This is a genomic window from Micromonospora inositola (assembly GCF_900090285.1).
Lineage (GTDB): Bacteria > Actinomycetota > Actinomycetes > Mycobacteriales > Micromonosporaceae > Micromonospora > Micromonospora inositola.
Genome location: NZ_LT607754.1, coordinates 2,203,152 through 2,229,004, shown reverse-complemented (window position 1 = coordinate 2,229,004; position 25,853 = coordinate 2,203,152). Strand labels below are relative to the sequence as shown.

Here is a 25,853-nt window from a genome sequence, read left to right as displayed (position 1 = left end):
CTACTTCGGTCCGAACACTATGCGGCGATCGGAGCCGGCGGGTGGGCATTCACCTGTCCGGGAGCGGCGCCGCTGGTTTCCGTTAGCCAGCGTGGGCAAACGAGGGAGCGTGGAAGATGGATTTCGACGTCACGGTTGAGATCCCGAAGGGTCACCGCAACAAGTACGAGGTGGACCACGCGACCGGCCGGATCCGGCTGGACCGCACCCTCTTCACGTCCACGCAGTACCCGGCCGACTACGGCTTCATCGAGGGCACCCTGGGCGAGGACGGCGACCCGCTGGACGCCCTCGTGCTGGTCCCCGAGCCCACCTTCCCGGGCTGCCTGATCCGCTGCCGCACGATCGGCATGTTCCGGATGACGGACGAGAAGGGCGGCGACGACAAGGTCCTCTGCGTGCCCTACGAGGACCCGCGCCAGGAGCACCTGCGCGACATCCACCACCTGGGCGAGTTCGACCGGCTGGAGATCCAGCACTTCTTCGAGGTGTACAAGGACCTCGAACCCGGCAAGTCGGTCGAAGGCGCCACCTGGGTGGGGCGTACCGAGGCGGAGGCCGAGATCCGCGCCTCGTACCAGCGCGCCAAGGACGCCGCCGAGCGCGGCGACGCGCACTGACCGTCGGACGTGTGACAGGCCCGGGTCGCTCGCCGACCCGGGCCTTCGCGTCTCAGCCGAGCAGGCCACGGGCCCGGTCGTAGAGGTCCAGCACCGCGCAGGCCACCGGCACCACGGAGACCACCAGCGCGGTGTCGGTGAGGTCGGCCAGCCGACCGAGGTACGGGGAGACCGGCCGCCGGGCGTACGTGGTGCCGGCCGCCACCGCGACCAGGGCCAGGGCGAGCCCGCCGACGGTCAGCGCGAGCAGGCCCGCGGAGCCGGCCCGGCCGGCGAGCGCCCCGCCGAGCACGGCGAACCCGGCCAGGCCGGCGGCGACCGTCGGCACCCGGTGCCGCAGCGCGACGAAGAGCCGGGACCGCAGCAGCAGCACGGCCGACCCGACCGCGACCAGCAGTGGCCCGGCCACCCCGCCCGCCGCGGTGAGCACCGCCGCGGCGGCGACCGCGAGGACGGCGTGCCCGAGCAGCATCCCGGTCAACATCTCCTCGGTCCGGGCCACCGCCGCGTGGACCCGGCCCCGGTCGGGCAGGTCCCGCACCGCGTGCGCCTCCCCGCCGGGCCCGGCGGCCGGCAGGGTGATCGGCGGCAACGGCATCTTGCCCAGTCGGATGGCCAGCAGCGGCAGCGCGCCGAGCGTGAAGACGAGCGCGCAGAGCAGCACCGCCGCGGTGGCCGCCGGGTCGAGGAACAGCCCGCCGAGCGCGGCGAGCCCGCCGACCGAGCCGACGGTCGCGCCGGCCACGAAGACCCGGGACCGGGTGGCCACGCCGAGCAGGCCGAGCACCGACAGCAGCAGCAGCGCCACCGAGCCGGCCAGCAGCTCGGGCGCGCCCAGCCAGCGCAGCGGCCCGAACGGGCCGACCGGGTCACCCGAGCTGACCGCGAGGGCACCTGCGGCGGCGGCGTACGGCAGCGCGTACCCGCCGAAGGTGGCGCCGGCCGGGCCGTCCCCGTACGCCCGGGAGGCGGCCGTGCCGGCGAGCACGAGCAGCAGCGCCACGGCGGCGGCGACCGGCCAGCCGGTCCGCTGCCCGGGGCCGCCGGCCAGCACGGCGAGCAGCCCGACGGCGAGCGGCACCGCCGCCCCGGCCAGCGTGGCGGCCCGGGTGGCGGCGGGCGACCAGGCACTGCCCCGGCGGCGGGCGCCGTCCGCGATCGCCTCGACCACGTCGTCGTACTCCAACTCGGGCCACTGCGCGCGGGCCGGCACCAGGTGCAGCACCTCCCCGTCGCGCACCCCCTGCGGCAGCAGCGCCTGCGCGGTCGCCAGCACCGCGCCGTCCATACGGCGGAGCACCCAGCCGCCGTGCCGCTCCCCGTCGTCGGCCAGCCCCTCGCCGGCGTGCCGCAGCACCTCCGGCAGCAGCTCGGCCAGGGGGACCTGCTCCGGCAGGGCCACGTCCACCCGCCGCTGGGGAGCGCTGATGGTGACCCGCGCCAGGCCGACTGTCATCGACATATCTCCATATCGAGCGGAAACGGTGGCTGACGGACGAGAGGACTTTACCTACGATGAGCCAGGCTCGGGTTACCGAGAGCCATGGGAGGCTCCGTGTCCACTGTCGTCATCAAGCGCCCGCCGCGGCGTCCCGCGCCGGAGATTCCGGTCGGTGATCTGCCGGTGGAGGCGCCGCCGGAGATCCCCGTCGGGACCGGCGGGCGCTGGCAGCAGGCGCTGATGGTGCTGCCCATGCTCGGCGGCACGGTGGCGATGGCGATGATGTTCGGCCGCGGCGGCGGGGCCTACTCGTACGTGGTGGGCGGCATGTTCGGGCTCTCCTCGGTGGCCATGCTGGTCACCTCGTGGGGCAGCGCCACCGGCACCCCGAAGAAGTCGGAGATGATGGCCGCCCGGCGGGAGTACCTGCGCCACCTGACCGCGCTGCGCCGTCGGGTGCGGCAGACGGCCGGGGCGCAGCGGGCCGGACTCCACTACCGGCATCCCGACCCGGGCCGGCTCTGGTCCACCGTGGACAGCCACCGGGTCTGGGAACGCCGCCCGGGCGACCCCGACTTCGCGGTGGTCCGGCTGGGGGTCGGCCCGCAGACGCTGGCCACCCCACTCGTCCCGCCGGTCACCCGGCCGCTGGAGGAGCTGGAGCCGATGACCGCGGGCGCGCTGCGGCGCTTCCTCGACGCGTACTCGGTGGTGCCGGACCTGCCGGTGGCGCTCTCGCTGCGCAGCTTCGCCCGGGTCTTCGTCCGCGGTCCCGCCGGCGCGCGGGGGGCCGGCTCGCCGGCCGCGCAGGCCCTCGTCCGGGCCGTGCTCGCCCAGCTCGCCGTCTTCCACGCCCCGGACGAGCTGCTGATCGCGGTCTGCGCCGGGCCGGAACGGCGGGGGCTCTGGGACTGGGTCAAATGGCTGCCGCACGCCCAGCACCCGAGCCGCGCCGACGCGCTCGGCCCGGTCCGGCTGGTCACCAGCTCCGCCGCCGAGCTGGAACGGCTCCTCGACGAGGTGCTGGCCAGCCGGTCCCGGTTCAGCCCGGTTGGCCCGGCCACCGACGCGCCGCACGTGGTGGTGGTGCTCGACGGGGGCGACCTGACCGGGGCCACCGACCTGGCCGGGGACGGCGGCATCGACGCGGTCACCGTCATCGACCTGGACACCCCGCCGCCCCGGCTGCTCGACCGGTACGCCCTCCTGCTCGACCTGCGCGACGGCCGGCTGCACTCGCACTCCGCCGAGGGGGCCGCCGAGGTCGGCGCCGCCGACGCCCTGGAGCTCGCCGACGCGGAGGCGGTCGCCCGCCGGCTCGCCCCGCTCCGGCTAGCCGGCACCGTACGCGGACCGGACGCCCCGCCCGGCGCCGAGCCGGGCCTGCCCGAGCTGCTCGGCCTCGGCGACTCGGAGAGCTTCACCGCCGAGCAGGGCTGGGCGCCCCGACCGGCCCGGGACCGGCTGCGCGTGCCGATCGGGGTCGGCGCCGACGGCGGCGCCATCGAGCTGGACCTCAAGGAGTCCGCGCAGGACGGCATGGGCCCGCACGGCCTGCTCATCGGGGCCACCGGCTCCGGCAAGTCCGAGCTGCTCCGCACGCTGGTGCTCGGGCTGGCCGCCACGCACAGCTCGGAGCAGCTCAACTTCGTGCTGGTCGACTTCAAGGGCGGGGCGACCTTCGCCTCCTTCGACCGGCTGCCGCACACCGCCGCGGTGATCACCAACCTGGCCGACGCGCTGCCGCTGGTCGACCGGATGGTCGACGCGATCAACGGCGAGCTGGTCCGTCGGCAGGAGCTGCTGCGCCGGGCCGGCAACTTCGCCAGCCTGCGCGACTACGAACGGGCCCGCACGGCCGGCACCCCGCTCGCCCCGCTGCCGTCGCTGCTGCTGATCTGCGACGAGTTCTCCGAGCTGCTCTCCGCCAAGCCCGACTTCATCGACCTCTTCGTGCAGATCGGCCGGCTGGGCCGGTCCCTCGGCGTGCACCTGCTGCTGGCCAGCCAGCGGCTGGAAGAGGGGCGGCTACGGGGCCTCGACACCCACCTGTCGTACCGGATCGGGTTGCGGACCTTCTCGGCGCTGGAGTCCCGGACGGTGCTCGGGGTGCCCGATGCGCACGAGCTGCCCCGCTCCCCGGGGCACGGCTACCTGCGCTCCGGCACCGACCCGCTGGTCCGCTTCAAGGCCGCGTACGTATCCGGCGCGGTCCGCCGTCGGGGCGGCCCGGCGGGCGCGGCCGGCGCCGGCGCGCCCCGGCTGCTCGCCTTCTCCACCCACCTGGTGCCGGTGCCGGAGCCGGCCACCCCGGCCGCGCCGCCCGCCGCCGAGGAGGACTCGCCCACCGAGACCCTGCTCGACCTGCTGGTCGGCCGGCTGGCCGGGCAGGGCCCCCCGGCCCACCAGGTGTGGCTGCCGCCGCTGGACCGCTCCCCCACCCTCGACGAGCTGCTCGGCCCGGTCGCCACCGACCCGGCACGCGGGCTCACCGTCGGCAATCCCGAGCTGCACGGCGCCCTCCAGGTGCCGGTGGCGGTGGTCGACAAGCCGTACGAACAGCGCCGGGACCTGTTCTGGCTGGCGCTGGACGGCGCGGCCGGGCACGTCGCGGTGGTCGGTCAGCCGCAGAGCGGCAAATCGAGCCTGCTGCGTACGCTGATCTGCGCGCTGGCGCTCACCCACACCCCGGCCGAGGTGCAGGTCTACTGCCTCGACTTCGGCGGTGGGGCGCTCGGCGTGCTGCGCGACCTGCCGCACGTCGGCGGGGTCGCCGGCCGCTCCGACCCGACCGCGGTGCGCCGTACCGTCGGGGAGATCGCTGCCCTCCTGGCCGAGCGGGAACGCCGCTTCGCCGAACTGGGCGTGGAATCGATGGCGGCGTGGCGTCGGCGGCGGGCGGCGGCGCCGGCCAACGGGCAGCCGGGCACCGACCCGTTCGGCGACGTGTTCCTGGTGGTGGACGGCTGGGGCACCCTGCGCAACGACTACGACGACCTGGAGCCGCTGGTCACCGACCTGGCCACCCGCGGCCTGTCGTACGGCGTCCACGTGGTGGCCGCCTCCGTGCGCTGGACCGACTTCCGGCCGGCGATCCGCGACCTGTTCGGTTCCCGGCTCGAACTGCGCCTCGGCGACCCGTCGGACTCGGTGGTGGTGAAGCGGGCGGTGGCGGCGAACGTGCCGGAGCAGGCCGGCCGGGGGATCACCGCGGAGGGGCTGCACTTCCTCGGCGCACTGCCCCGGGTCGCCGGGCTGGGCGGGGAGACGGTCGACCTGGTCAAGGCGGCCGTCGCCGGCTGGGCCGGGCCGGCCGCGCCCCGGGTCCGGCTGCTCCCGCCGGTGCTGCCGTACGCCGACCTGGACCTCGCGGCGACCACCGGCCTGGCCTTCCCGGTCGGGGTCGCCGAGGCGGACCTGCGCCCGGTGGTGCTGGACTTCGCGACCGAGCCGCACTTCGTGGTCTTCGGTGACGCCGAGTGCGGCAAGTCGTCGTTCCTGCGGGCGCTGGCCAGCTCGATCATCACCCGGTTCGCCCCGGAGCAGGCCCGGGTGATCCTGGTCGACTACCGGCGCAGTCTGATGGGCACGATCGAGACGCCGCACCTGATCGGGTACGGCAACGCCGCCCCGCACACCGCCGAGCTGATCGAGTCGGCCGCCGGCTACCTGCAGGGCCGGATCCCCGGGCCCGAGGTGACCCCGGCCCAGCTGCGCAGCCGGTCCTGGTGGTCTGGGCCGGAGCTGTTCGTGCTGGTGGACGACTACGACCTGGTGGCCGGCGGGCCGACCAACCCGCTGCGTGCCCTGGAGGAGCACCTGCCGCACGCCCGCGACGTCGGGCTGCACCTGGTGCTGGCCCGGCGTTCCGGCGGCGCCGGCCGGACCCAGTTCGAGCCGATCATCCAGCGGCTGCGGGAGCTCTCCACGGCCGGCCTGGTGATGTCCGGCGGCCCGGAGGAGGGGGCGCTGGTGGGTCAGGTGAAGGCGAGCCCGCTGCCCCCGGGCCGGGGCCGGCTGGTGACCCGCCGGGAGGGGGTCCGGTTGGTGCAACTGGCCCACCTGCCGCCCGCGTGATCGGAGTCACCGACCTGCATCGTGACGCACGGGAAACCCGGTAATCTCCGAGCAGCATGTTTCTGTCGCGATGAATGGCTGGGAATGTGAGCAGGGATCGGCACGGAGCTAACGCGTCCCGACGTCTCGTCGGACGCACGCTGCTCGGTGTGGCGGCGACCGCCGCCACGGTCGCCGGCCCGCTCGCCCCGCCGGCGCACGCCGCCCCGGCCCATGCCGCCGCCACGGCACGGCAGGTCAACGCCCTGCCGGCGGCCGGCCGGCATTGGCTCGCCCCGGTGGACACCCCGATCCGGGTCGACCAGGTCCGCGAGGAGCAGTGGCAGCTCGACGAGCTGCGGGCGAAGACCGCGTGGCGCAGCTCGACCGGCCGCGGCGTGATCGTCGCGGTGATCGACTCCGGGGTGGACGGTTCCCACCCGGACCTGGCCGGTCAGGTGCTGCCCGGCATCGACCTGGTCTCCCCGGACGGCGCCGAGGGGCCGGACCCGGTGGGGCACGGCACCACGGTCGCCGGCCTGATCGCCGGTCGCAACGACGACGACCGGGGCGTGGTCGGGCTGGCCCCGGACGCCAGGATCCTGCCCGTCCGGGTGCTCGACGACGAGAACCGGTACGACGACGCGATGATCGTCGCCAAGGGGGTGCGCTGGGCGGTCGACAACGGCGCCCGGGTGATCAACCTGTCCCTCGGTGGCAGCGGCGACAGCCCTGCCCTGGCCGCGGCCCTCGACTACGCCTTCGCCCGGGACGTCGTGGTGGTCGCCTGCACCGGCAACCTGGCCACCTCGACCAGCTCCAAGGTCTGGTACCCGGCCCGCGAACCCGGCGTGCTCGCCGTCGCCGGCCTGGAACGCAGCAGCCCCAACCTCTGGTCCGGCTCGATCACCGGCCACGAGACCACCCTCGCCGCCCCCGCGACGGCGCTCTTCGGGGCCCGTTCCGGCGGCGCGTACTGGCGGGTGCAGGGCACCAGCTTCGCGTCGCCGCTGGTCGCCGCGACCGCCGCCCTGGTCCGGGCCCGCTTCCCGCAGATGTCCGCCGGGGACGTGGTCAACCGGCTGATCACCACCGCGAAGGACCTGGGGCCTACCGGCCGCGACGACCGCTTCGGATACGGCATGGTGGACCCGGTCGCCGCGCTGACCGCCGACGTGCCGGCGGTGGGGCGCAACCCGCTGGACGACAACGACTCCCCCGGCGTGGTGGGCTTCGGCTCGGCGCCCGGACCGGGGCAGGACGACCGGGCGGCCGGGCGGGGCGCCGACCCGTTCAGCTTCACCGCGCCGAAACAGCAGACCCGGTGGACGGCCCACCCGGCGGGCCAGCCGGACGACTCGGCGCCGGAACGGCTCTGGACCGGCCTCGCCCTCTTCGTCGCCCTGGTCACCGGTGCCGCGATGGTGGTCCGCCGGTTCCGCCGGCCGCGGCGGTGACTCCGGCACTGCCGGTCTGACCGGACCGTCGGCTGGGTAGTGCTGGGAGCATGAGCGAGTCGGGCGAGCACAGTCGGATGTCCACGGTCCAGCGGTCCTGGCGGACCCGCCGGCTGGACCCGGATCATTCGCTGGGCCTCCGGCTCACCCTGGCCGCCGCCGCGGTGTTCCTGGTGCTGGTGCCGTTCGCCCTGCTGGCCCTGCTGGTGCTGGCGGCCTGGCCGCCGCTGTTCCGGCTGGACGCCTCGGTGACCGACGCCCTGCACGGGTACGCCCTCGCCCATCCGGCCTGGGTGCGGCTGATGAGCCTCTGGACCGACGTCTTCGCGCCCGGCCCGCTGCGGACCGCCACCGCCGTCGTCGTCGCCTGGCTGCTGTTCCGCCGGGCGCGGCGGCTGGCCCTCTGGGCGGTCACCACGATGGTGGTGGGCGGGCTGCTCGGCGCGCTGCTCAAGCTGCTGGTCGGCCGGCACCGGCCGGACCTGCTCGACCCGGTGGCCCGGGCGGCCGGCTTCTCCTTCCCGTCCGGGCACGCGCTGAACGCCACCCTGACCGCCGGGGTGCTGCTGCTGGTCTTCCTGCCGTTCACCCGCGACCGGCGGCCGCTGCGCTGGGTGCTGTGGTTCGCCGCGATCGTGCTCGCGGTGGTCACCGGCGTCAGCCGGATCGCCCTCGGCGTGCACTGGACCAGCGACGTGCTGGGCGGTTGGCTGCTCGGCGTCGCGGTGGTGGCGGCGACCACGGCCGCCTTCCGCACCTGGCGCACCCGCACCGGTCGGCGGCCGGCGCGTACCGCCCGGGAAGGGGTCGAGCCGGAGCTGGCCGGGCCGGGCCCGGACGAGGCGCACCGGGAGCACGCGTAGTTCCGCGCCCGGTGGGGTAATGGGCGGCCCATGTCCGATGTCGCGGTCCAGGTGACCAAACGCGTGCTGCTGCCGCTGGCCCTGCTCTTCGCCGTCATGGTGGGGCTGGGTCTCCTGGTCACCCGGGTCCTCACCCGGACCTGGCCGTTCACCGTGGAGGACACGGTCAACCGCGAGCTAGCGGCGGACCGTACGGGCGGATGGAACGACGTCTCGCTGGTGTTCAGCACGCTGGCCAGCACCCAGATGATCGTCGTGGTCACCGTGCTGGTGGCCCTGGTGCTGCGACTGGTGCTGCACCGCTGGCGGGAGCCGCTCTTCCTCTGCGCCGCGGTGACCGCGCAGGCGCTGATCTTCCTGTTCACCACCATGGCCATCGACCGCCGCCGGCCGGCCGTCGAGCACATGGACGTCTCGCCGCCCACCTCCAGCTTCCCGTCCGGGCACACCTCCGCGGCGGTGGCGCTCTACGTCGGCATCGCGGTGCTGCTGGCGCTGCGGGCGAAGCGCACCCCGGCGAAGATCGCCTGGTGGTCGCTGCTGGTCCTGGTGCCGGTCGGGGTCGCGCTCACCCGGATGTACCGGGGCATGCACCACCCCAGCGACGTGGTGGCGTCGTTCCTGAACGGCGGGACCTGCGTGGCGATCATGGCCCGGGCGGTACTCGACCGGACGCTTACCTGGGGTCGGTCGAAGCTGCCGCTCACCCGTTCGGGTGACGACGTGGCCGCCCCCGCCGCCGCGGGCGGCTGACCCGGCGTCCGTCGCGGTCGGGCGCCGTCGGTCGGCTCAGGTGCAGTCGCCGGTGCCGACCGCCCGGGCACGCTCCGCGCCGGCCAGTGCCACCGGCCGCGCCTCCGCCGCCGTCACGGCGAAGCCGGTGTTCGGGTCGTCGGCCGCCGCCGCGAAGATCACCCCGAGCACCAGCCCGTTCGCCGAGACCAGCGGGCCCCCCGAGTTCCCGCTGCGCACCAGCGCCCGGATGGTGTAGATCTCCCGGGTCACGTCCCCGGAGGAGTAGATGTCCGGCCCGGTGATCCGGTCCACGTCCCGGACCCGGGCCGGCCGGGCGTCGTACGGGCCGTCGAGGGGGAAACCCAGCACGATCGCGTCGGCGCCGCTACCGGCCTGCCCGGCGGCGAAGCGCAGCGACGGACCGGGCAACCCGGGCACGTGCAGCACGGCCAGGTCCCGCTCCGGGTCGTAGACGACCACCTCGCCGTCGTACCGCTCGCCGCGCAGCTCGACCGCCACGGATCGGGTGCCGGCCACCACGTGCGCGTTGGTCATCACCCGGTCGTCCGCGTACACGAAACCGGAGCCCTCGATGCGGCGGGCGCAGCTCGGCGCGGAGCCGAGCACCTTGACCACCGACCGCTGGCTGTTGGCCACCACCGTGGAGCCGGCGAGCGCCGGGTCGGGCGGGGAGACCTGCCGGGCCCGGGTCGGCGCGAGGTCGCCGAAGACGTCCGGGAAGCCGTTGGTGTCGACGGTGTCCCGCAGCGCGGTGGAAAGCTCCTGGGCCTTGTCCGGCAGGATCCGGTCGATCACGGTGAGCAGCGCGCTGTTCCGGATCGAGGAGGCCACCGCGGGCACCGCGGAGGAGCCCAGCGGCACCGCGACCAGCCAGGCCACCAGCATCACTGCGACGAGCGACACGATCGCCCCGCCGATGTCGTCGAGCCGCTTGGCCACGTCGTTGGTGATCGTCTTGCGCAGGTGCGAGCCGAGCCAGCCGGCGAGCGCCTGACCGAGCACGGCGAGCCCGAAGATCGCGACCAGGGAGATCAACACGCGGATGCCGCTGTCGACGAACTGCCGGGCGATCAGCGGGCCGACCTGGAGGCCGATCAGCGCGCCCAGGAAGAAGCCGGAGAGCGACAGCGCCCCGATGGCGAAGCCCTGGCGGTATCCGCTGACCGCGAACACGAGCATGAGCAGGAGCAGGACGAGATCCACGACGGACACGCGTCCAGGGTACGGGCAGCCGGCACGGAACCGGCCCGCCGCTCGCCCAACGTGACCGTCAGGTCAGCGGACGGGGCTCTCGTCGACCTCGTCGGTGCCGGCCGACGGCGCCGGGGCGGCGGCGGTCGGCGGCAGTTCCACCACCCGGCCGCGCGGCCACGGGCGGGCCCAGCCACCCATCTCCAGCAGCGTGGCCAGCACACCGGCGGTGAACCCCCAGACAAGCATGCCCCGGGCCGAGAAGGCCGGGCCGATCCAGCCGCTCGGGTGGCGTACCCGCATCCGGTTCTGCGGGTCGACCAGCTCGGCGATCGGCAGCCGGGCCACGTGCGCGACCTCGGCCGGCTCCCGCGGGTGCACCGGGTGCGGTGCGTGCCACCAGGCGAGCACCGGGGTGACCACGAAGTCGCTGACCGGGATCCAGAGCTTCGGCAGTTGGGCCAGGACGGTGACGCTGGCCGGGTCGAGCCCGACCTCCTCGTTCGCCTCGCGCAGCGCGGTGGCGCTGACGTCGGCGTCCTCCGGGTCGGCCGCGCCGCCCGGGAAGGCCGGCTGACCGGCGTGGTTGCGCAGGGTGGCGGCCCGCTGGAGGACCAGCACGTCCGGGCCGGAGCCCGGCTCCTCGCCGAGCAGCACCAGCACCGCGCTCTCCCGGCCGCCGCTCTCCGGCGTGGCGAGCCGGGTGAAGTCCTCGGCGCGGGCGGTGCCGAGCCGGCCGAGCAGCGGATCCAGCCACGGCGGCGGTTGCCGGTTCATGCGGTGACCGCCACGCCGAGGTGGGTGCGGACCAGCTCGGTGAGCGTGGCGTCGTCGAGCGCGCCGGTGGCGTCGGTGTGCCGGACCCGGCCGTCCGCGCCGACGAAGAGGGTGAGCGGAAAGGAGTTCCGGTTGAGCGCCCGCTCGAAGGCGTCCCCCTGGTCGACCAGCATCGGGAAGCGGACACCGAAGTCCTCGCCGATGGACTGGGCCCCGCCACGGCTGTCCCGGCTGTTCACGCCGATCACCTGGAACCGGCCCGCGGCGCGTTCGCTGAGCCGCTGGAACGCGGGCAGTTCCTTACGGCAGGGCGGGCACCAGGACGCCCAGACGTTGACCACCGCAGGGCCCTTCACCTCCCGCAGGTCCACCGGGGCGCCCCCGGTGAAGCAGTTCAGGGTCAGCTCGGGCAGCGGCTGACCCGGCCCGCTGGTGGGCGCGGGGGCGGCCGAGGCCGGCGCGGCGGTCAGCGCCGCGCAGTCGGCGAACGGCGCGGGCCGCTCGGCGCGGGTGGCGGGCGCCGGGGCCGCCTGCTGGTCGGTGGCGGTGCAGCCGGCGACCGCCAGCAGTGCCGGGACGAGCAGGGCCGCGAGTCGGCGCTTCACGGCACCTCCGCCGCGACCGCCTGCTGCGGCACCAGCTCCGGGTCGATCCCGACGGCCGCCGCCAGGTCCCGGGCCCGGGGGCCCTTGAGCAGCTTCGCGGCCGCCGCCGACTCGGTCGGACCGGTCCCGTACGACGGGCAGAGCTTCGCCAGCGTGCAGGCGCCGCAGGCCGGCTTGCGGGCGTGGCAGACCCGCCGGCCGTGGAAGATGATCCGGTGCGACAGCATGGTCCAGTCGCGCTTCGGGTAGAGCGCCCCAATCGCATGCTCGATCTTGACCGGGTCGGTCTCGGTGGTCAGCTTCCACCGCTGCACCAGCCGCTGGAAGTGGGTGTCGACGGTGATGCCGGGGATGCCGAAGGCGTTGCCGAGGATCACGTTGGCGGTCTTGCGCCCGATCCCCGGGAGGGTCACCAGGTCGGCCAGCTTGCCGGGGACCTCGCCGTCGTACCGCTCGCAGAGCGCCCGGCCGAGGTTGATCAGGGAGCTGGTCTTGTTCCGGTAGAAGCCGGTCGGCCGGATCAGCTCCTCCAGCTCGGCCCGGTCCGCCCCGGCGTAGTCGGCGGCGCTGCGGTAGCGGGCGAAGAGCTTCGGGGTGACCTCGTTGACCTTCTTGTCGGTGCACTGCGCGGAGAGGATCGTGGCGACGGCGAGCTCCAACGCGTTGGAGTGGTCGAGTTCACAGTGCGCGTCGGGGTGCGTCTCGGTCAGCACCCGGCCGATCCGCCGGGCGCGGCGCGTACGGCCGAGGTCGGTCTCGGGGGAACTGGTGGTCACGCCGGCCAGCCTACGTCGGGCGGGCGACGTCCCGGCGGGCCGACGCGGGCGCGGACCGCCCGACCCGGCCTACGGCGCGGTGATCCGGCCCGCCGTGTCGAGCCGCGCCCCGGTCTTCGGGAAGTCGGCCCGGCTCACCTCCCGGACCAGCCCGAGACCCTGGTGCCCGGAGTCGATCGACGGCCGACCCACGCCGTTCATGACGGTCGAGGTGAACGTCCCGCCCGCGAAGCTGCCGTCCGGCTTCAGGGACACCTTCAGCACACCGCCCCAGCCGAGCCGGCCGGAGCTGTTCAGCGACTTGCCGCCGCCGGCGAAGTTGCCCAGGCTGTACGCGATCAGCCGCCCCCGGTAGAACTCCATCCCGCGCAGCACGTGCGGACCGTGCCCGACGACCAGGTCCGCCCCGGCGTCGACGACCGCGTGCGAGAAGCGGACCGGGTCGCCCCGGTTCTCGCCGAAGAACATCTCGGTGCCCGGCTTCACGTGGCTCCGGTCGGCGCCCTCGGCACCCATGTGCACCTGCACCACGACCAGGTCGGCCATGGTGGCCGCCTTCGCCACCACCCGCTTCGCCGACTCGATGTCGACCAGGCTGTTGGACCAGACGTACGACGAGAAGCCGACCACCGCGACCTTGACGCCGTGGACCTCGACCACGGTGATCTGGTCGGGCGCGCCGGTGTGCTTGAGGCCGTGCTCCTCCAGCGTCCGCTGGGTGTTCTGGTAGCCCTTGGGGCCGTAGTCGTAGCCGTGGTTGTTGGCCTGGTTGAGCAGCTCGAAGCCGGCGTCGCGGAGGTGCGCCGCGTACTCCGGGGGCGCCCGGAACTGGTAGCAGTTCTGCGGCTTCGGTCCGCACTTGCCGGCACCGGTGTCCTCGGTGAGCGGCTCCTCCAGGTTCCCCATCACCAGGTCGGCCTTGAGCGCCGCCTTGACCTGGTCGAAGAAGCCCTTGCCGTCGTTGGCCGGCAGCCGGGACGGAGCGTTGCCCATGATGACGTCGCCGGTCGCCGCGAGCGAGATGGCGCTGCCGGCGGCCTCCGCCGGTCCGGGGTCCGCCGGGTCGGGCGGAACCGGCGAGCCGGTCGACCCACCGCCCGTGCCCTGCTGCCAGACCGGCGGGCCGCCGGCGTCGTCGGCGCAGCCGGCGGCGAGGAACGCGACGAGCAGCGCGCCGAGGACGGCGGCCAGGCGGCGGCGACGCGGGCGGGGCGCGGCGGAGGCGGGAGCGTACATCGCCCGCGACGCTACCGCGCGGCAAACGCTCCGACGAGGGCCGATCGGTCGGAAACCCGGGCCGATCGAAGCACCGCCCGCCGGGCTTGTCATCCGGTCCGGCGGTCGGACCAGGGCACGACGGGCCCGACGCCGCCGGCGAGCACGGCCGCGTGCACCGCCCGGGCCAGCGGGCCGCCCCAGGTCGACCGGGGGCCGCCGTACGGGGCCGGCTCGCCGTCGGCGGGGCAGAGCACGGTGACCGCGTCGGTGGGCGTGCCGGTGGCGGGCAGCCCGAGCTCCCAGATCGCCTGCGCCTTCGCCTCGGTGGCGGTGGCCACGGCGTTGACCAGCGCCGCGTCGCCGAGCCGGGCGGGGACGTACACGACGATGTTGACCGTGCCGACCCGCTGCGCGGGTGTCGCCGGCGCCGGCGCGGCGGCCCAGACCGGGGTGCCGAGCCCGACGGTCGCCCAGACCCGCACGCCGGTGTCGACCCGGGCCACCACCTCGGCCACGTCGACCCCGGTCAGCAGCCCGACCCCGGGCCCGGCCAGGCCGAGCCCGTCGGCCAGTTCGGCCAGGTGGGCGGCCGGGTCGTCCCGGTGGTACGACATCGGCACGGTCGCGTTGACCACCCACCGTCGTACGCCGATCCCGCCGCCCAGCGGGGTGGTGCCGACCGCCAGCAGCGGCTCGGCGGCCCGCCACACCAGCAGCGGGATGTCCCACCCGTCCTCGTGGCGGGTGGTCAGGAAGGGCTCGCTCAGCACGCCCTCAGCCTATGATCCCAGGGGTGCACCGCTGATTCGCGCTCACGTGCGCCTAGACTGGCGGCGCGCGAGGGGATCAGCGGACGGCGGACCCGGCCGACGGACGGCACGCGCTGGCGGAGGTGACCGATGGACGAGGTACTGGCCCGCAGCGGCATCTTCCAGGGTGTCGACCCGGAGGCTGCCGAGGCGCTCGCCAAGGAGATGGAGACGATCGAGGTCCGTAAGGGCGAGATCGTCTTCAACGAGGGCGAGCCCGGCGACAGTCTCTACATCCTGCTGTCCGGCAAGATCAAGGTTGGCCGCCGCGCGGCGGACGGCCGGCAGAACCTGATCGCGGTGATGGGCCCGTCGGACATGGTCGGCGAGCTGTCGCTCTTCGACCCGGGCCCGCGTACGGCGACGGCCACCGCGGTGACCGACACCCGGCTGGTGCGGCTGCGCAAGCAGGCGCTGCGGCCGTGGCTGAACAACCGGCCGGAGATCGCCGAGCAACTGCTGCGGGTGCTGGCCCGCCGGCTGCGCCGGACGAACGACTCGCTGGCCGACCTGATCTTCACGGACGTGCCGGGTCGGGTCGCCAAGAACCTGCTCCAGATGGCCGGCCGGTTCGGCACCCGGGACGGCGGCGTGCTGCGGGTGACCCACGACCTGACCCAGGAGGAGATCGCCCAGCTCGTCGGCGCCTCCCGGGAGACCGTCAACAAGGCGCTCGCCGACTTCGCCTCGCGCGGCTGGCTGCGCCTGGACGGCAAGAGCATCATCATCCTCGACCCGGAGCGCCTGGCCCGCCGCGCGCGGGTCTGACCCCACACCGGACATCGACGGGGACCGCCTTCCGGGGCGGTCCCCGTCGTCGTTCTGCCCGGCGCAGAATCCCTCGACGGCCGGCGGCCGGACGGGCAGGGTGGGCTGATGCTCGAACGTGTCGCCGTCCTCTCCGACGTCCACGGCGCGCTGCCGGCGCTGGAGGCCGTACTGGCCGAGCCGGACGTCGCCGCCGCCGACCTGATCGTGCTCACCGGTGACATCGCCGCCGGCCCGCAGCCCGTCGAGGTGCTGGACCTGCTCGCCGCGCTGGGCGAGCGCGCCTGCTGGGTGGGTGGCAACGCCGAACGGGAGCTGGTCGAGGCGCGGTCCGGCCGACCCTCCCCGCACGACGTCTCGAACTGGGCGGCGGCGCAGCTCCGCGACGACCAGGTCGCCCGGCTGGCCGCGCTGCCGCTGACCGTCACCCTGCCGGTCGCCGGCCTGGGCGAGGTGCTCTTCTGCCACGCGACGCCCCGGGACGACGAGGAAGTGGTGCTGGTCGACTCCCGGATGGAACGCTGGACCGAGGTCTTCGCCGGGCTGCCCGCCGAGGTCGGCACGGTGGTCTGCGGGCACACCCACATGCCGTTCACCCGGCTCGTCGACCGCCGCCTGGTGGTCAACCCGGGCAGCGTCGGCATGCCGTACGGCGGGGCGGGCGCCTGGTGGGCGCTGCTCGGCCCCGGGGTGCAGCTCCGCCGGACCGGGTACGACGTGGACGCCGCCTGCGCCCGGGTGGTGGCGGAGTCCAGCTTCCCGGAGGCCGCCGAGTGGGCCGACGAGTATCTCCGCTCCCGACACAGCGACGCCGACGCCCTCGCCGTCTTCGGCCCCCGCGACGGCCGCTGAGCCCTGGGCCGTCACACCCGCCGGCCGCCGCGCCCGCCATCCGTCGCCGCGCCGGCGCCGCCGTGCGCGGACCGGTCGGGCCGGTCGTGCCGGCGCCGAGCACTGTCCAGGACGCTACGAAGCTGATGACGTTGGTGGATCGGGCGCGATTCATTCACGCCATCAGCTTCGTAGTCACCTTCAACCCCACCCGGTGGTCGCCCCCTCCCGAGCGGAGCGGCCGCGACGGCAGTGCCCCGGGTCCGACCCTGAAAAAGTCAGTCTTGACTGTTTGTTTCGCGGGCGGCACGCTGTCCCCGTGCCCGCCACATCGACCCGCGTCCCTCAACAGCAGCGCAGCCGCGCCACCCGGGCCCGGCTGCTGGAGGCGACCGTCGAATGCCTGGTCGAGCACGGCTGGTCCGGCACCACGACCACCGTGGTCGCGGCCCGGGCCGGCGTCTCCCGCGGCGCCCAGCTGCACCACTACCCCACGAAGGCCGCCCTGGTCACCGCCGCGGTGGCCCACCTCGCCGAGCGGCGGGCGGCGGAGCTGCGCACCGAGGCGGACGGCCTGCCCGCCGGCCCGCAGCGGCTGGACCGGGTGATCGACCTGCTCGGCGCGGCCTTCACCGGGCCGCTCTTCGTCGCCGCCCTCGAACTCTGGGTGGCCGCCCGCACCGACGCCGAACTCCGCGCCGCCCTGGTGCCGCTGGAGACCCGGCTGGGCCGGGAGATGCACCGGCTCACCGTCGAACTGCTCGGGGTGGACGAGCGCCGTCCCGGCGTCCGCGAAGCGGTGCAGGCCACCCTCGACCTGCTCCGCGGGCTCGGCGTGGCCAACCTGCTCAGCGACGACTCGCCCCGCCGCACCGCCCTGCTGCACACCTGGAAACGCCAGCTCGCCACCCTGCTCACCCCGAACGTCGGCCCGCCGCGCACGGAAGCGCCGGCGACCGGAGGCCCGGGACGCGAGCGGCCCTGACCCGAACGTCCTGACCGGCACATCCCCGCCCGGAGGCACCATGGTCGACCTGACCGCACTGCTCGCGGATCTCGCCGCCGAGTCCGACCAGCTCGACGCCCTCGTCGCCGGGCTGCCACCGGAGGGCTGGGCCCGGCCGACACCCGCCCCCGGGTGGACGGTCGCCCACCAGATCGCCCACCTGGCCTGGACCGACCACGTGGCCGGGCTCGCCGCCACCGACGCCGATGCCTTCTACGCCTCGGTCCTCTCGGCGCCCGACCCGGCCCGGCTGGTCGACGACGGGGCCGAATCCTTCCTCGCCCCGCCGGCCGAGCTGCTGGCCCGCTGGCGGGACGGCCGGGCCGCGCTCGCGGCGGCCCTCGCCGCCGTCCCGACCGGCGAGAAGGTCCCCTGGTACGGGACCCGGATGTCACCCGCCTCGATGGTCACCGCCCGGATCATGGAGACCTGGGCGCACGCCGAGGACGTCGCCGACGCGCTCGGCGTCACCCGCCCGGCCACCGCCCGGCTGCGGCACGTCGCGCACCTCGGCTTCCGTACCCTCGGGCACGGCTTCGCCGCCCACGGCCGGCCGGTGCCGACGGCGCCGGTGCGGGTCGAGCTGACCGCACCGGCGAGCGCGAGGAGTGAGCTCGCGAGCCCCGCAGTCGCGAGCGAAGACGGCTCCGACGGGGACACCTGGGCCTTCGGGCCGGCGGAGGCGGCCGACCGGGTGACCGGTCCGGCGCTCGACTTCTGCCTGCTGGTCACCCAGCGGCGGCACCGCGCCGACCTGACCCTGGTCGCCACCGGCCCGACCGCCGACGCATGGCTGGACGTCGCCCAGGCGTTCGCCGGTCCACCCGGGGCCGGCCGCGAGCCGGCGACCGCACCGGACACCACCGCCGGGGCGACGGCATGACCGGCGTGCTGCGGATCGGCAACGCCTCCGGCTTCTACGGCGACCGGTTCGCCGCCTGGCAGGAGATGCTCGACGGCGGCGAGCTGGACGTGCTGACCGGGGACTACCTGGCCGAGCTGACCATGCTGATCCTCGGCCGGGACCGGCTGCGCGACCCCGAACTCGGATACGCGAGGACCTTCCTCCGCCAGCTCGAAGGCTGCCTCGGCACCGCGCTCGACCGGGGCGTACGGATCGTGACCAACGCCGGCGGCCTCAACCCGGTCGGCCTGGCCGCCGCGATCGGCTCGCTCGCCGACCGGCTCGGCCTCCCCGCGCGGATCGGGTACGTCGAGGGCGACGCCCTGCACCGCCCGGACGCGCTCACCGCCAACGCCTACCTCGGTGCGTTCGGCATCGCCGCCTGCCTGGACGCCGGGGCGGACGTGGTGGTCACCGGCCGGGTCACCGACGCCTCGCTGGCGGTCGGGCCGGCGATCGCCCGCTTCGGCTGGGGCCGCGACGACCTCGACGCGCTGGCCGGGGCGACCGTGGCCGGGCACCTGATCGAGTGCGGGGCGCAGGTCACCGGCGGCAACTTCAGCTTCTTCACCGAGCTTCCCGACGGCGGGCACCGGCCCGGCTTCCCGATCGCGGAGCTGCACCCCGACGGCTCCTCGGTGCTCACCAAGCATCCCGGCACCGGCGGCGCGGTCACCGTGGAGACCGTCACCGCCCAGCTGCTGTACGAGGTCGACGGCCCGGCGTACCTGGGGCCGGACGTGGTGACCCGGCTCGACACGGTCACCCTGACCGGCGACGGGCCCGACCGGGTGCGCGTCTCCGGCGTCCGGGGCACCCCGCCGCCGGACACCCTCAAGGTTGGCGTCAACAACCTGGGCGGCTTCCGCAACTCGATGACGTTCGTGCTCTGTGGACTGGACATCCCGGCCAAGGCGGCGCTGGTCCGGGGGCAGGTCGAGGAGGCGGTCGGCAAGGATGGGCTGGAGTTCACCCTGGCCCGCACCGACCACCCGGACGCCACCGACACCGAGGCGGCGAGCGCGCTGCTGCACGTACACCTGCGCGACGGGGACAAGGCACGGGCCGGGCGGGCCTTCTCCGCGGCCGCGGTGGAACTGGCGCTGGCCTCCTACCCGGGCTGCACGCTGACCACCCTGCCCGGCGACGCCACCCCTTACGGGGTCTTCACCGCGGACTTCGTGCCGCAGGACGCGGTCGCCCACGTCGCCGTGCTGCCCGGCGGCGAACGGGTGCCGATCGCCCCGCCGATCCGGACGGCCGTAGCCGTCGGGGAACCTCCGGCCGCCCCCGTGCGGACGTCGCCCGTCGACGGGCCGACCCGACGGGGCCCGCTCGGCGAGCTGGTCGGGGCGCGGTCCGGGGACAAGGGCGGCGACGCGAACCTGGGCGTCTGGGCGCGCACCGACGCGACCTGGGCCTGGCTGCGCGGCTGGCTCACCGTCAACCGGCTGGCCGAGCTGCTGCCGGAGACCGCCCCGCTGACCGTCGAACGGTACGAGCTGCCGAACCTGCGGGCGGTCAACTTCGTACTCCGGGGGCTGCTCGGGCACGGGGTGGCCGCCTCCACCCGCTTCGACCCGCAGGCCAAGGCGCTCGGCGAGCTGCTCCGCTCCCGCGTCGTCGAGCTGCCGGCGGACCTCGCCACCGGCCCGGCCCGGAAGGCGGCGGCGGCATGACCATCGTGGACAGCCCCGAGCGGCGGCAGCTCCGCGAGCTGACCCGGGCCTTCGTGACCCGGGAGGTGCTGCCGCACCTGGCCGACTGGGAGCGGGCCGGCGAGGTCCCCCGCGAGCTGCACGCCACCGCCGCGAAGATCGGTCTGCTCGGCGTCGGCTTTCCCGAGTCGGTGGGGGGCAGCGGCGGGGACCTGCTCGACTCGATCGTCGTCACCGAGGAGATCATCCGCTCCGGCGGATCGTCCGGGCTGGTCGCAGCGCTCTTCACGCACGGCATCGCGCTGCCGCACATGGTGGCCGCGGCTGGCGGCCGGACCGGCGGCTTGCTCCGTGGCCGGCTCGGGGCCAGCCCGGCCCAGGGCGACGACGACCTGGTCGACCGGTACGTCCGCCCCACCCTGGCCGGGACGATGATCGGCGCGCTGGCGATCACCGAGCCGGACGGCGGCTCGGACGTCGCCGCGATCCGCACCGCCGCCCGCCGGGACGGTGACCACTACGTGGTGAACGGGTCGAAGACCTACATCACCAGCGGGATTCGGGCCGACTTCGTGACCACCGCGGTCTGCACCGACTTCCCGGGCAGCGGCGAGCTCACCCTGCTGGTGGTCGACAAGGGCACGCCCGGCTTCACGGTGGGGCGCCGGCTGGAGAAGCTGGGCTGGCACTGCTCGGACACCGCCGAACTCTCCTTCGTCGACGTCCGGGTGCCGGTGACCAACCGGATCGGCGAGGAGAACACCGGCTTCCTCGCGATCATGCAGCACTTCGCCGCGGAGCGGCTCTCCCTCGCCACCCAGGCGTACGCGACCGCGCAGCGCTGCGTGGAGCTGACTGTGCGCTGGTGCCGGGACCGGTCCACGTTCGGCCGGACGCTGGCCAGCCGGCAGCTCGTCCGGCACCGGCTGGCCGAGATGCACACCCGCGCCGAGACCGCGCGGGCGTACGTGCACCAGGTGGCCGCCCGGGTGGCGGCCGGCGAGCCGGTGGTGACCGAGGTGGCGATGGCGAAGAACGTCGCGGTGGCCGCCTGCGACCACGTGGTCGACGCGGCGCTGCAACTGCACGGCGGCTTCGGCTACCTGCGCGACGCCGAGGTGGAACGGCACTACCGGGACGCCCGGATCCTCGGCATCGGCGGCGGCACCACCGAGATCATGAACGAGATCATCGCGAAGGGCATGGGGCTGTGACCACACTGGACAGCGCGATCGACCCGTCCGCGCCGGCCTTCGCGGCCAACCGGGAGGCCCTGCTGGAACGTCTCGCCGAGCTGGACGCCACGCTCGACCAGGCCCGCGCGGGTGGCGGCGACAAGTACGTCACCCGGCACCACCGGCGCGGCAAGCTGCTCCCCCGGGAGCGGATCGAGCTGCTGCTCGACCCGGACAGCCCGTTCCTGGAACTCTCCCCGGTGGCCGCGTACGGGACCGACTTCCCGGTCGGGGCCAGCGTGGTCACCGGGATCGGGGTGGTCGAGGGGGTGGAGTGCCTGGTCGTCGCCAACGACCCGACGGTACGCGGCGGCGCGGTCAACCCGTGGTCCCTCGCCAAGACCCGGCGGGCCGGCGAGATCGCCCTCGCCAACCGGCTGCCGATGATCAACCTGGTCGAGTCGGCCGGGGCGGACCTGCCCACCCAGGCGGAGATCTTCATCCCGGGCGGCCGGGTGTTCCGCGACCTGACCCGGCTCTCCGCGGCGAAGATCCCCACGGTCAGCGTGGTCTTCGGCAACGCCACCGCGGGCGGCGCGTACGTGCCGGGGATGTCCGACTTCACCATCATGATCCGGGACCGGTCCCAGGTCTACCTGGCCGGGCCGCCGCTGGTGAAGATGGCCACCGGCGAGGTCACCGACGACGAATCCCTGGGCGGCGCGGCCATGCACGCCACGAAGTCCGGCCTGGCGGACTTCCTCGCCTCCGACGAGCGGGACGGCATCCGGCTGGCCCGGCAGTGCGTACGCCGGCTCAACTGGCGCAAACAGGGCCCGCCGCCCCGCAGCGCGTTCCCCCAGCCCCCCAAGTGCGACCCGGAGGAGCTGCTCGGCATCGCCAGCGCCGACCTGAAGGTGCCGTTCGACCCGCGTGAGGTCCTCGCGCGGCTGCTGGACGGCAGCGACTTCGACGAGTTCAAGCCCGGCTACGGCGCCGCGCTGGTCACCGGCTGGGGCGAGCTGCACGGGTGGCCGGTCGGCGTGCTGGCCAATGCCCGGGGCGTGCTGTTCAGCGAGGAGGCGCAGAAGGCCGCCCAGTTCATCCAGCTCGCCAACGCCGCCGACACCCCGCTGATCTTCCTGCAGAACACCACCGGCTACATGGTCGGCACCGAGTACGAGCAGCGCGGCATCATCAAGCACGGCGCCCAGATGATCAACGCGGTGTCGAACTCGACCGTGCCGCACCTGACGGTGAACCTGGGCGCCTCATACGGCGCCGGCAACTACGGCATGTGCGGCCGGGCGTACGAGCCGAGGTTCCTGTTCACCTGGCCGAACGCCAAGTCGGCGGTGATGGGCCCGGCGCAGCTCGCCGGGGTGCTGTCGATCGTCGCCCGGCAGGCCGCCGCGGCCCGGGGCCGTGACTACGACGAGGACTCCGACGCCGCGATGCGGATGATGGTCGAGCAGCAGATCGAGTCCCAGTCCGGGGCGCTCTTCCTCTCCGGCCGGCTCTACGACGACGGGGTGATCGACCCCCGGGACACCCGTACCGTCCTCGGGCTCTGCCTGTCGGCGATCCACAACGGACCGGTGAAGGGCGCCGACGGCTTCGGCGTCTTCCGGATGTGAGGCGGAGATGATTCAGAGACTGCTGGTTGCCAACCGGGGCGAGATCGCCCGTCGGGTCTTCGCCACCTGCCGCACGCTCGGGATCACGACGATCGCCGTGCACTCCGACGCGGACGCCGACGCGCCGTTCGTCGCCGAGGCCGACCTGGCCGTCCACCTGCCGGGGAACACGCCGGCCGAGACCTACCTGGACGTCGTGCAGATCCTGCGCGCGGCCCGCCGGTCCGGCGCGGACGCCGTCCACCCGGGCTACGGCTTCCTCGCCGAGAACGCCGAGTTCGCCACTGCGGTGGCCGACGCCGGGCTGACCTGGGTCGGGCCGTCGGCCAAGGCGATCGCCGCGATGGGCGACAAGATGGCGGCGAAGGCGCTGCTCGCCGACACGGGCGTGCCGATGCTGCCGACCTGGACCGACGCGAACGAGATCACCGACTTCCCGGTGCTGGTCAAGGCGTCCGCCGGGGGCGGCGGGCGCGGGATGCGCATCGTCCGCGACGCTGCCGCCCTCGCCGCGGCCGTCGCCTCCGCGCGCCGCGAGGCGGCCGCCGCGTTCGGCGACGGCACGGTCTTCATCGAGCGGTACGTCGAGCGCGGCCGGCACGTCGAGGTGCAGATCTTCGGCGACATGCACGGCACGGTGCTCGCCCTGGGCGAGCGGGACTGCTCGATCCAGCGCCGACACCAGAAGATCATCGAGGAGGCCCCGGCGGTCGTCGACCCGGAGCTGCGCCAGCGGCTGCACGCGGCGGCGGTGGCCGCTGGCCGGGCGGTCGACTACGTCGGCGCGGGGACGGTCGAGTTCCTGCTCGCCCCGACCGGGGAGTTCTTCTTCCTGGAGATGAACACCCGCCTCCAGGTGGAGCACCCGGTCACCGAGGCGGTGACCGGGCTGGACCTGGTGCGGCTGCAACTGCTGGTCGCCGAGGGCGAGCCGCTGCCGCTGCCGGCGACCCCGCCGGCCGACGGCCACGCGATCGAGGTACGCCTCTGCGCCGAGGATCCGGCCCAGGGTTTCCGCCCCGCCACCGGCACCCTGCACCGCTTCGCCGTCCCCGGCGTTGCCGGCGAGTTCGCCCCGACGAAGGGGCTGCGCTTGGACTCCGGCGTGGTGGACGGCTCGACGGTGAGCGTGCACTACGACTCGATGCTCGCGAAGCTGGTCGCCTGGGCGCCCACCCGCACCGAGGCGGCCCGGGCCTTGGCCGGCGCGCTGGCCCGGGCCGAGCTGCACGGCGTCGCCACCAACCGGGACCTGCTGGTCCGAGTGCTGCGCAGCCGGGAGTTCGGCGCGGCCGAGGTGGACACCGGCTTCCTGGACCGGCACCCGGAGGTCTTCGCCCCGCTGCTGCCGGCCGACCTGCTGCCGGTCGCGGCGCTCGCCGCCGCACTGGCGTCGGCCGCCGGGCGGCGGGCGAGCGCCCTGGTGCTGGCCGGACTGCCGTCGGGCTGGCGCAACGTGCCGGCGTTCCCGCAGGTGGCCCGCTACGCCTGCGGGGACGGGACGGAGGTCGAGGTCCGCTACCGGCTGAACCGGAACGGCGGCCTGGCCGAGTGGTCGACGGACCCGGCCGGTGACCTGTCCGCCCGCCTCGTCGAGGCCACCCCCGACCGGGTCGTGCTCACCGTGCTGGAGTCGCGCTGGAAGTTCCGCGTACGCCGGGTGGGGTCGACGGTCTTCGTGGACGGCCCGGCGGGGGCGACGAGCCTGGCCGAGCTGCCGCGTTTCCCGCAACCCACCGCGGAGTTGGCCGCCGGGTCGCTGGTCGCACCGCTGCCCGGCGCGGTGACCCGGGTGCACGTCGAGGTCGGCCAGCGGGTCACCGCCGGTGAGCTGCTGTTGACCCTGGAAGCGATGAAGCTCGAACACCCCGTGCTCGCCCCGACCGACGGTGTGGTGGCCGAGCTGCCGGTGCCGGCCGGCGGCCAGGTCGACACGGGCACCGTGCTGGCCGTGGTCAATCCCGAGGAGGCCCCGCAGTGAACTTCGACCTCACCCCCGAGCAGGACCAGCTCCGCGACGCCGTCCGGGCGCTGGGCCGCAGGTACGGCCACGGCTACTTCGTCGAGAAGGCCAAGGCCGGCGAGCACACCACCGAGCTGTGGCACGAGGCCGGCCGGCTCGGCTACCTCGGCGTGAACATCCCCACCGAGTACGGCGGGGGCGGCGGCGGCATCACCGAGCTGGCCATCGTCTGCGAGGAGTTGGCCGCGGCCGGCTGCCCGCTGCTGCTGCTGGTGGTTTCCCCGGCGATCGCCGCCACCGTGATCAACAAGCACGGCACCGACGAGCAGCGCAAGCGCCACCTGCCCGGCCTCGCGGACGGCTCCCAGAAGATCGTCTTCGCGATCACCGAGCCGGAGGCCGGCTCGAACTTCCACCAGCTCGGCACGGTGGCCCGCCGGGACGGCGACGACTGGCTGCTGTCGGGCCGTAAGTGCTACATCTCCGGCGTCGACGAGGCTGGCCATGTCCTCGTCGTCGCGCGGGTCGCCGTCGGAGACGGCCAGGCCGGCTCGGCGGACGCGGCTCCGCAGAAACTGAAGCCGGCGTTGTTCATCGTGCCGACCGACGCCCCGGGCCTCACCCGCTCCAAGCTGGACATGGAGATCCTCTCGCCGGAGAACCAGTTCCTGCTCTACCTGGACGACGTGCGGCTGCCCGCCGACGCCCTGGTCGGCGAGTCCCTCGACGCCGGGCTGCCGGCCCTCTTCGCCGGGCTCAACCCGGAGCGGATCACCGTCGCCGCGATGGGCGCCGGCACCGGCCGGTACGCCATCGAGCGGGCGTCGGAGTACACCGCCACCCGCAAGGTCTGGGGCGGCCGGAGCATCGGCTCGCACCAGGGCGTGGCGCACCCGCTCGCGCACGCGGCGGTGCAGGTGGAGCTGGCCCGCCTGATGATCCACAAGGCGGCCACCCTCTACGACGCCGGTCGGGACCTGGAGGCCGGCATCTCCGGCAACATGGCCAAGTACGCGGCCGGGGAGGCCGCCGCGCTCGCCGTGGACACCGCCGTGCAGGCGCTCGGCGGGGCCGGCATGACCACCGAGTACGGGGTGGCCACCCTGCTCGGCGCGGTCCGCGCCGGCCGGATCGCCCCGGTCAGCCGGGAGATGATCCTGAACTTCGTCGCCCAGCACGTCCTCGGCCAGGACAAGTCGTACTGACGATCCGGCGCGGTCTCACACCGGTCGGTTCAGTCCGACATGCAGGTAGCCGGCCCACCGGGTCGGGGTCGAGGGGAACTCGTCGCGTACGGCAGGTCGCCGGCCCGGGGTACGGCGGGTGCCCGATCACCCGCCGC

Annotated in this window: 21 protein-coding genes; 14 read left to right on the top strand and 7 right to left on the bottom strand. The window is 74.7% G+C overall.

The genetic code is table 11. The features are described 5' to 3' along the window. Nucleotides 1-116: 116 nt before the first annotated feature. A complete protein-coding gene (locus GA0070613_RS10650; RefSeq protein ID WP_089012136.1) occupies nucleotides 117-620 on the top strand; it encodes an inorganic diphosphatase in 504 nt (167 codons plus the stop codon). Nucleotides 621-672: 52 nt separating this feature from the next. On the opposite strand, the gene eccD is transcribed toward GA0070613_RS10650, so the two are convergent. Then, entirely contained in the window at nucleotides 673-2,076 is a 1,404-nt protein-coding gene (eccD, locus tag GA0070613_RS10645; RefSeq protein WP_089015878.1) for a type VII secretion integral membrane protein EccD, read from the bottom strand. Between the two features lie 99 nt (nucleotides 2,077-2,175). On the opposite strand from eccD, the gene eccCa reads away from it, so the two are divergent. From eccCa to GA0070613_RS10625, 4 genes are all read left to right on the top strand, one after another. Next, a complete protein-coding gene (eccCa, locus tag GA0070613_RS10640; protein WP_089015877.1) occupies nucleotides 2,176-6,138 on the top strand; it encodes a type VII secretion protein EccCa in 3,963 nt (1,320 codons plus the stop codon). 74 nt (nucleotides 6,139-6,212) lie between these two features. Beyond that, entirely contained in the window at nucleotides 6,213-7,574 is a 1,362-nt protein-coding gene (gene mycP / locus GA0070613_RS10635; RefSeq protein ID WP_089012135.1) for a type VII secretion-associated serine protease mycosin, read from the top strand. A gap of 50 nt (nucleotides 7,575-7,624) precedes the next feature. Further along, nucleotides 7,625-8,437, top strand: coding sequence for a phosphatase PAP2 family protein (locus GA0070613_RS10630; protein ID WP_231929746.1), 813 nt, complete (start codon nucleotides 7,625-7,627; stop codon nucleotides 8,435-8,437). Nucleotides 8,438-8,467: 30 nt separating this feature from the next. After that, complete coding sequence (locus GA0070613_RS10625) at nucleotides 8,468-9,190, top strand: phosphatase PAP2 family protein (RefSeq protein WP_089012133.1); 723 nt, start codon at nucleotides 8,468-8,470, stop codon at nucleotides 9,188-9,190. 36 nt (nucleotides 9,191-9,226) lie between these two features. On the opposite strand, the gene GA0070613_RS10620 is transcribed toward GA0070613_RS10625, so the two are convergent. The 6 genes from GA0070613_RS10620 to GA0070613_RS10595 all read right to left on the bottom strand — a co-directional run bounded on the left by GA0070613_RS10620 (nucleotide 9,227) and on the right by GA0070613_RS10595 (nucleotide 14,530). After that, nucleotides 9,227-10,405 carry a MarP family serine protease gene (locus tag GA0070613_RS10620; RefSeq protein WP_089012132.1) on the bottom strand — a complete coding sequence of 393 codons (1,179 nt, stop codon included), beginning with the start codon at nucleotides 10,403-10,405 and terminating at the stop codon, nucleotides 9,227-9,229. Nucleotides 10,406-10,468: 63 nt separating this feature from the next. Further along, complete coding sequence (locus GA0070613_RS10615; protein WP_089012131.1) at nucleotides 10,469-11,161, bottom strand: NUDIX hydrolase; 693 nt, start codon at nucleotides 11,159-11,161, stop codon at nucleotides 10,469-10,471. Continuing rightward, nucleotides 11,158-11,766, bottom strand: a complete 609-nt coding sequence (locus GA0070613_RS10610; protein WP_089012130.1) for a TlpA family protein disulfide reductase — start codon at nucleotides 11,764-11,766, stop codon at nucleotides 11,158-11,160. The genes GA0070613_RS10615 and GA0070613_RS10610 overlap by 4 nt, the downstream gene beginning before the upstream one ends. Beyond that, on the bottom strand, nucleotides 11,763-12,542 hold the full coding sequence (nth, locus tag GA0070613_RS10605) for an endonuclease III (protein ID WP_089012129.1): 780 nt from the start codon (nucleotides 12,540-12,542) through the stop codon (nucleotides 11,763-11,765). Before nth ends, GA0070613_RS10610 begins: the two co-directional genes overlap by 4 nt. 69 nt (nucleotides 12,543-12,611) lie before the next feature. Further along, nucleotides 12,612-13,778, bottom strand: coding sequence for a CapA family protein (locus GA0070613_RS10600; protein ID WP_089012128.1), 1,167 nt, complete (start codon nucleotides 13,776-13,778; stop codon nucleotides 12,612-12,614). An 89-nt stretch (nucleotides 13,779-13,867) separates the two neighbouring features. Next, nucleotides 13,868-14,530: an adenosylcobinamide amidohydrolase gene (locus GA0070613_RS10595; RefSeq protein WP_089012127.1), complete on the bottom strand. Its 663-nt coding sequence runs from the start codon at nucleotides 14,528-14,530 to the stop codon at nucleotides 13,868-13,870. 129 nt (nucleotides 14,531-14,659) lie between these two features. Between GA0070613_RS10595 and GA0070613_RS10590 the strand changes: the two genes are divergently transcribed. The 9 genes from GA0070613_RS10590 to GA0070613_RS10550 all read left to right on the top strand — a co-directional run bounded on the left by GA0070613_RS10590 (nucleotide 14,660) and on the right by GA0070613_RS10550 (nucleotide 25,716). Further along, nucleotides 14,660-15,337 (top strand): Crp/Fnr family transcriptional regulator, encoded by a 678-nt coding sequence (locus GA0070613_RS10590; RefSeq protein ID WP_007466162.1) that lies wholly within the window; start codon nucleotides 14,660-14,662, stop codon nucleotides 15,335-15,337. Between the two features lie 108 nt (nucleotides 15,338-15,445). After that, nucleotides 15,446-16,189, top strand: coding sequence for a metallophosphoesterase family protein (locus GA0070613_RS10585; protein ID WP_089012126.1), 744 nt, complete (start codon nucleotides 15,446-15,448; stop codon nucleotides 16,187-16,189). Nucleotides 16,190-16,487: 298 nt separating this feature from the next. After that, entirely contained in the window at nucleotides 16,488-17,153 is a 666-nt protein-coding gene (locus GA0070613_RS10580) for a TetR/AcrR family transcriptional regulator (RefSeq protein ID WP_231929745.1), read from the top strand. A gap of 40 nt (nucleotides 17,154-17,193) precedes the next feature. After that, on the top strand, nucleotides 17,194-18,057 hold the full coding sequence (locus GA0070613_RS10575) for a TIGR03084 family metal-binding protein (protein ID WP_089012125.1): 864 nt from the start codon (nucleotides 17,194-17,196) through the stop codon (nucleotides 18,055-18,057). Next, nucleotides 18,054-19,757: an acyclic terpene utilization AtuA family protein gene (locus GA0070613_RS10570; RefSeq protein WP_089012124.1), complete on the top strand. Its 1,704-nt coding sequence runs from the start codon at nucleotides 18,054-18,056 to the stop codon at nucleotides 19,755-19,757. The genes GA0070613_RS10575 and GA0070613_RS10570 overlap by 4 nt, the downstream gene beginning before the upstream one ends. Continuing rightward, a complete protein-coding gene (locus GA0070613_RS10565) occupies nucleotides 19,754-20,950 on the top strand; it encodes an acyl-CoA dehydrogenase family protein (protein WP_089012123.1) in 1,197 nt (398 codons plus the stop codon). Before GA0070613_RS10570 ends, GA0070613_RS10565 begins: the two co-directional genes overlap by 4 nt. After that, complete coding sequence (locus tag GA0070613_RS10560) at nucleotides 20,947-22,548, top strand: acyl-CoA carboxylase subunit beta (protein WP_089012122.1); 1,602 nt, start codon at nucleotides 20,947-20,949, stop codon at nucleotides 22,546-22,548. The genes GA0070613_RS10565 and GA0070613_RS10560 overlap by 4 nt, the downstream gene beginning before the upstream one ends. Before the next feature lie 7 nt (nucleotides 22,549-22,555). Beyond that, on the top strand, nucleotides 22,556-24,529 hold the full coding sequence (locus GA0070613_RS10555) for an ATP-binding protein (RefSeq protein WP_089012121.1): 1,974 nt from the start codon (nucleotides 22,556-22,558) through the stop codon (nucleotides 24,527-24,529). Then, nucleotides 24,526-25,716, top strand: coding sequence for an acyl-CoA dehydrogenase family protein (locus GA0070613_RS10550; protein ID WP_089012120.1), 1,191 nt, complete (start codon nucleotides 24,526-24,528; stop codon nucleotides 25,714-25,716). The genes GA0070613_RS10555 and GA0070613_RS10550 overlap by 4 nt, the downstream gene beginning before the upstream one ends. Nucleotides 25,717-25,853 lie beyond the last annotated feature (137 nt).

What these genes read in the sequence shown, in the direction of transcription:
- GA0070613_RS10565 (WP_089012123.1), top strand. Translation starts at nt 19,754, where the DNA reads ATGACCATCGTGGACAGCCCCGAGCGGCGGCAGCTCCGCGAGCTGACC.
- GA0070613_RS10585 (WP_089012126.1), top strand. Translation starts at nt 15,446, where the DNA reads ATGCTCGAACGTGTCGCCGTCCTCTCCGACGTCCACGGCGCGCTGCCG.
- GA0070613_RS10625 (WP_089012133.1), top strand. Translation starts at nt 8,468, where the DNA reads ATGTCCGATGTCGCGGTCCAGGTGACCAAACGCGTGCTGCTGCCGCTG.
- GA0070613_RS10650 (WP_089012136.1), top strand. Translation starts at nt 117, where the DNA reads ATGGATTTCGACGTCACGGTTGAGATCCCGAAGGGTCACCGCAACAAG.
- GA0070613_RS10555 (WP_089012121.1), top strand. Translation starts at nt 22,556, where the DNA reads ATGATTCAGAGACTGCTGGTTGCCAACCGGGGCGAGATCGCCCGTCGG.
- GA0070613_RS10615 (WP_089012131.1), bottom strand. Translation starts at nt 11,161, where the DNA reads ATGAACCGGCAACCGCCGCCGTGGCTGGATCCGCTGCTCGGCCGGCTC.
- GA0070613_RS10575 (WP_089012125.1), top strand. Translation starts at nt 17,194, where the DNA reads ATGGTCGACCTGACCGCACTGCTCGCGGATCTCGCCGCCGAGTCCGAC.
- GA0070613_RS10570 (WP_089012124.1), top strand. Translation starts at nt 18,054, where the DNA reads ATGACCGGCGTGCTGCGGATCGGCAACGCCTCCGGCTTCTACGGCGAC.
- eccD (WP_089015878.1), bottom strand. Translation starts at nt 2,076, where the DNA reads ATGACAGTCGGCCTGGCGCGGGTCACCATCAGCGCTCCCCAGCGGCGG.
- mycP (WP_089012135.1), top strand. Translation starts at nt 6,213, where the DNA reads ATGGCTGGGAATGTGAGCAGGGATCGGCACGGAGCTAACGCGTCCCGA.
- GA0070613_RS10600 (WP_089012128.1), bottom strand. Translation starts at nt 13,778, where the DNA reads ATGTACGCTCCCGCCTCCGCCGCGCCCCGCCCGCGTCGCCGCCGCCTG.
- GA0070613_RS10590 (WP_007466162.1), top strand. Translation starts at nt 14,660, where the DNA reads ATGGACGAGGTACTGGCCCGCAGCGGCATCTTCCAGGGTGTCGACCCG.
- GA0070613_RS10630 (WP_231929746.1), top strand. Translation starts at nt 7,625, where the DNA reads ATGAGCGAGTCGGGCGAGCACAGTCGGATGTCCACGGTCCAGCGGTCC.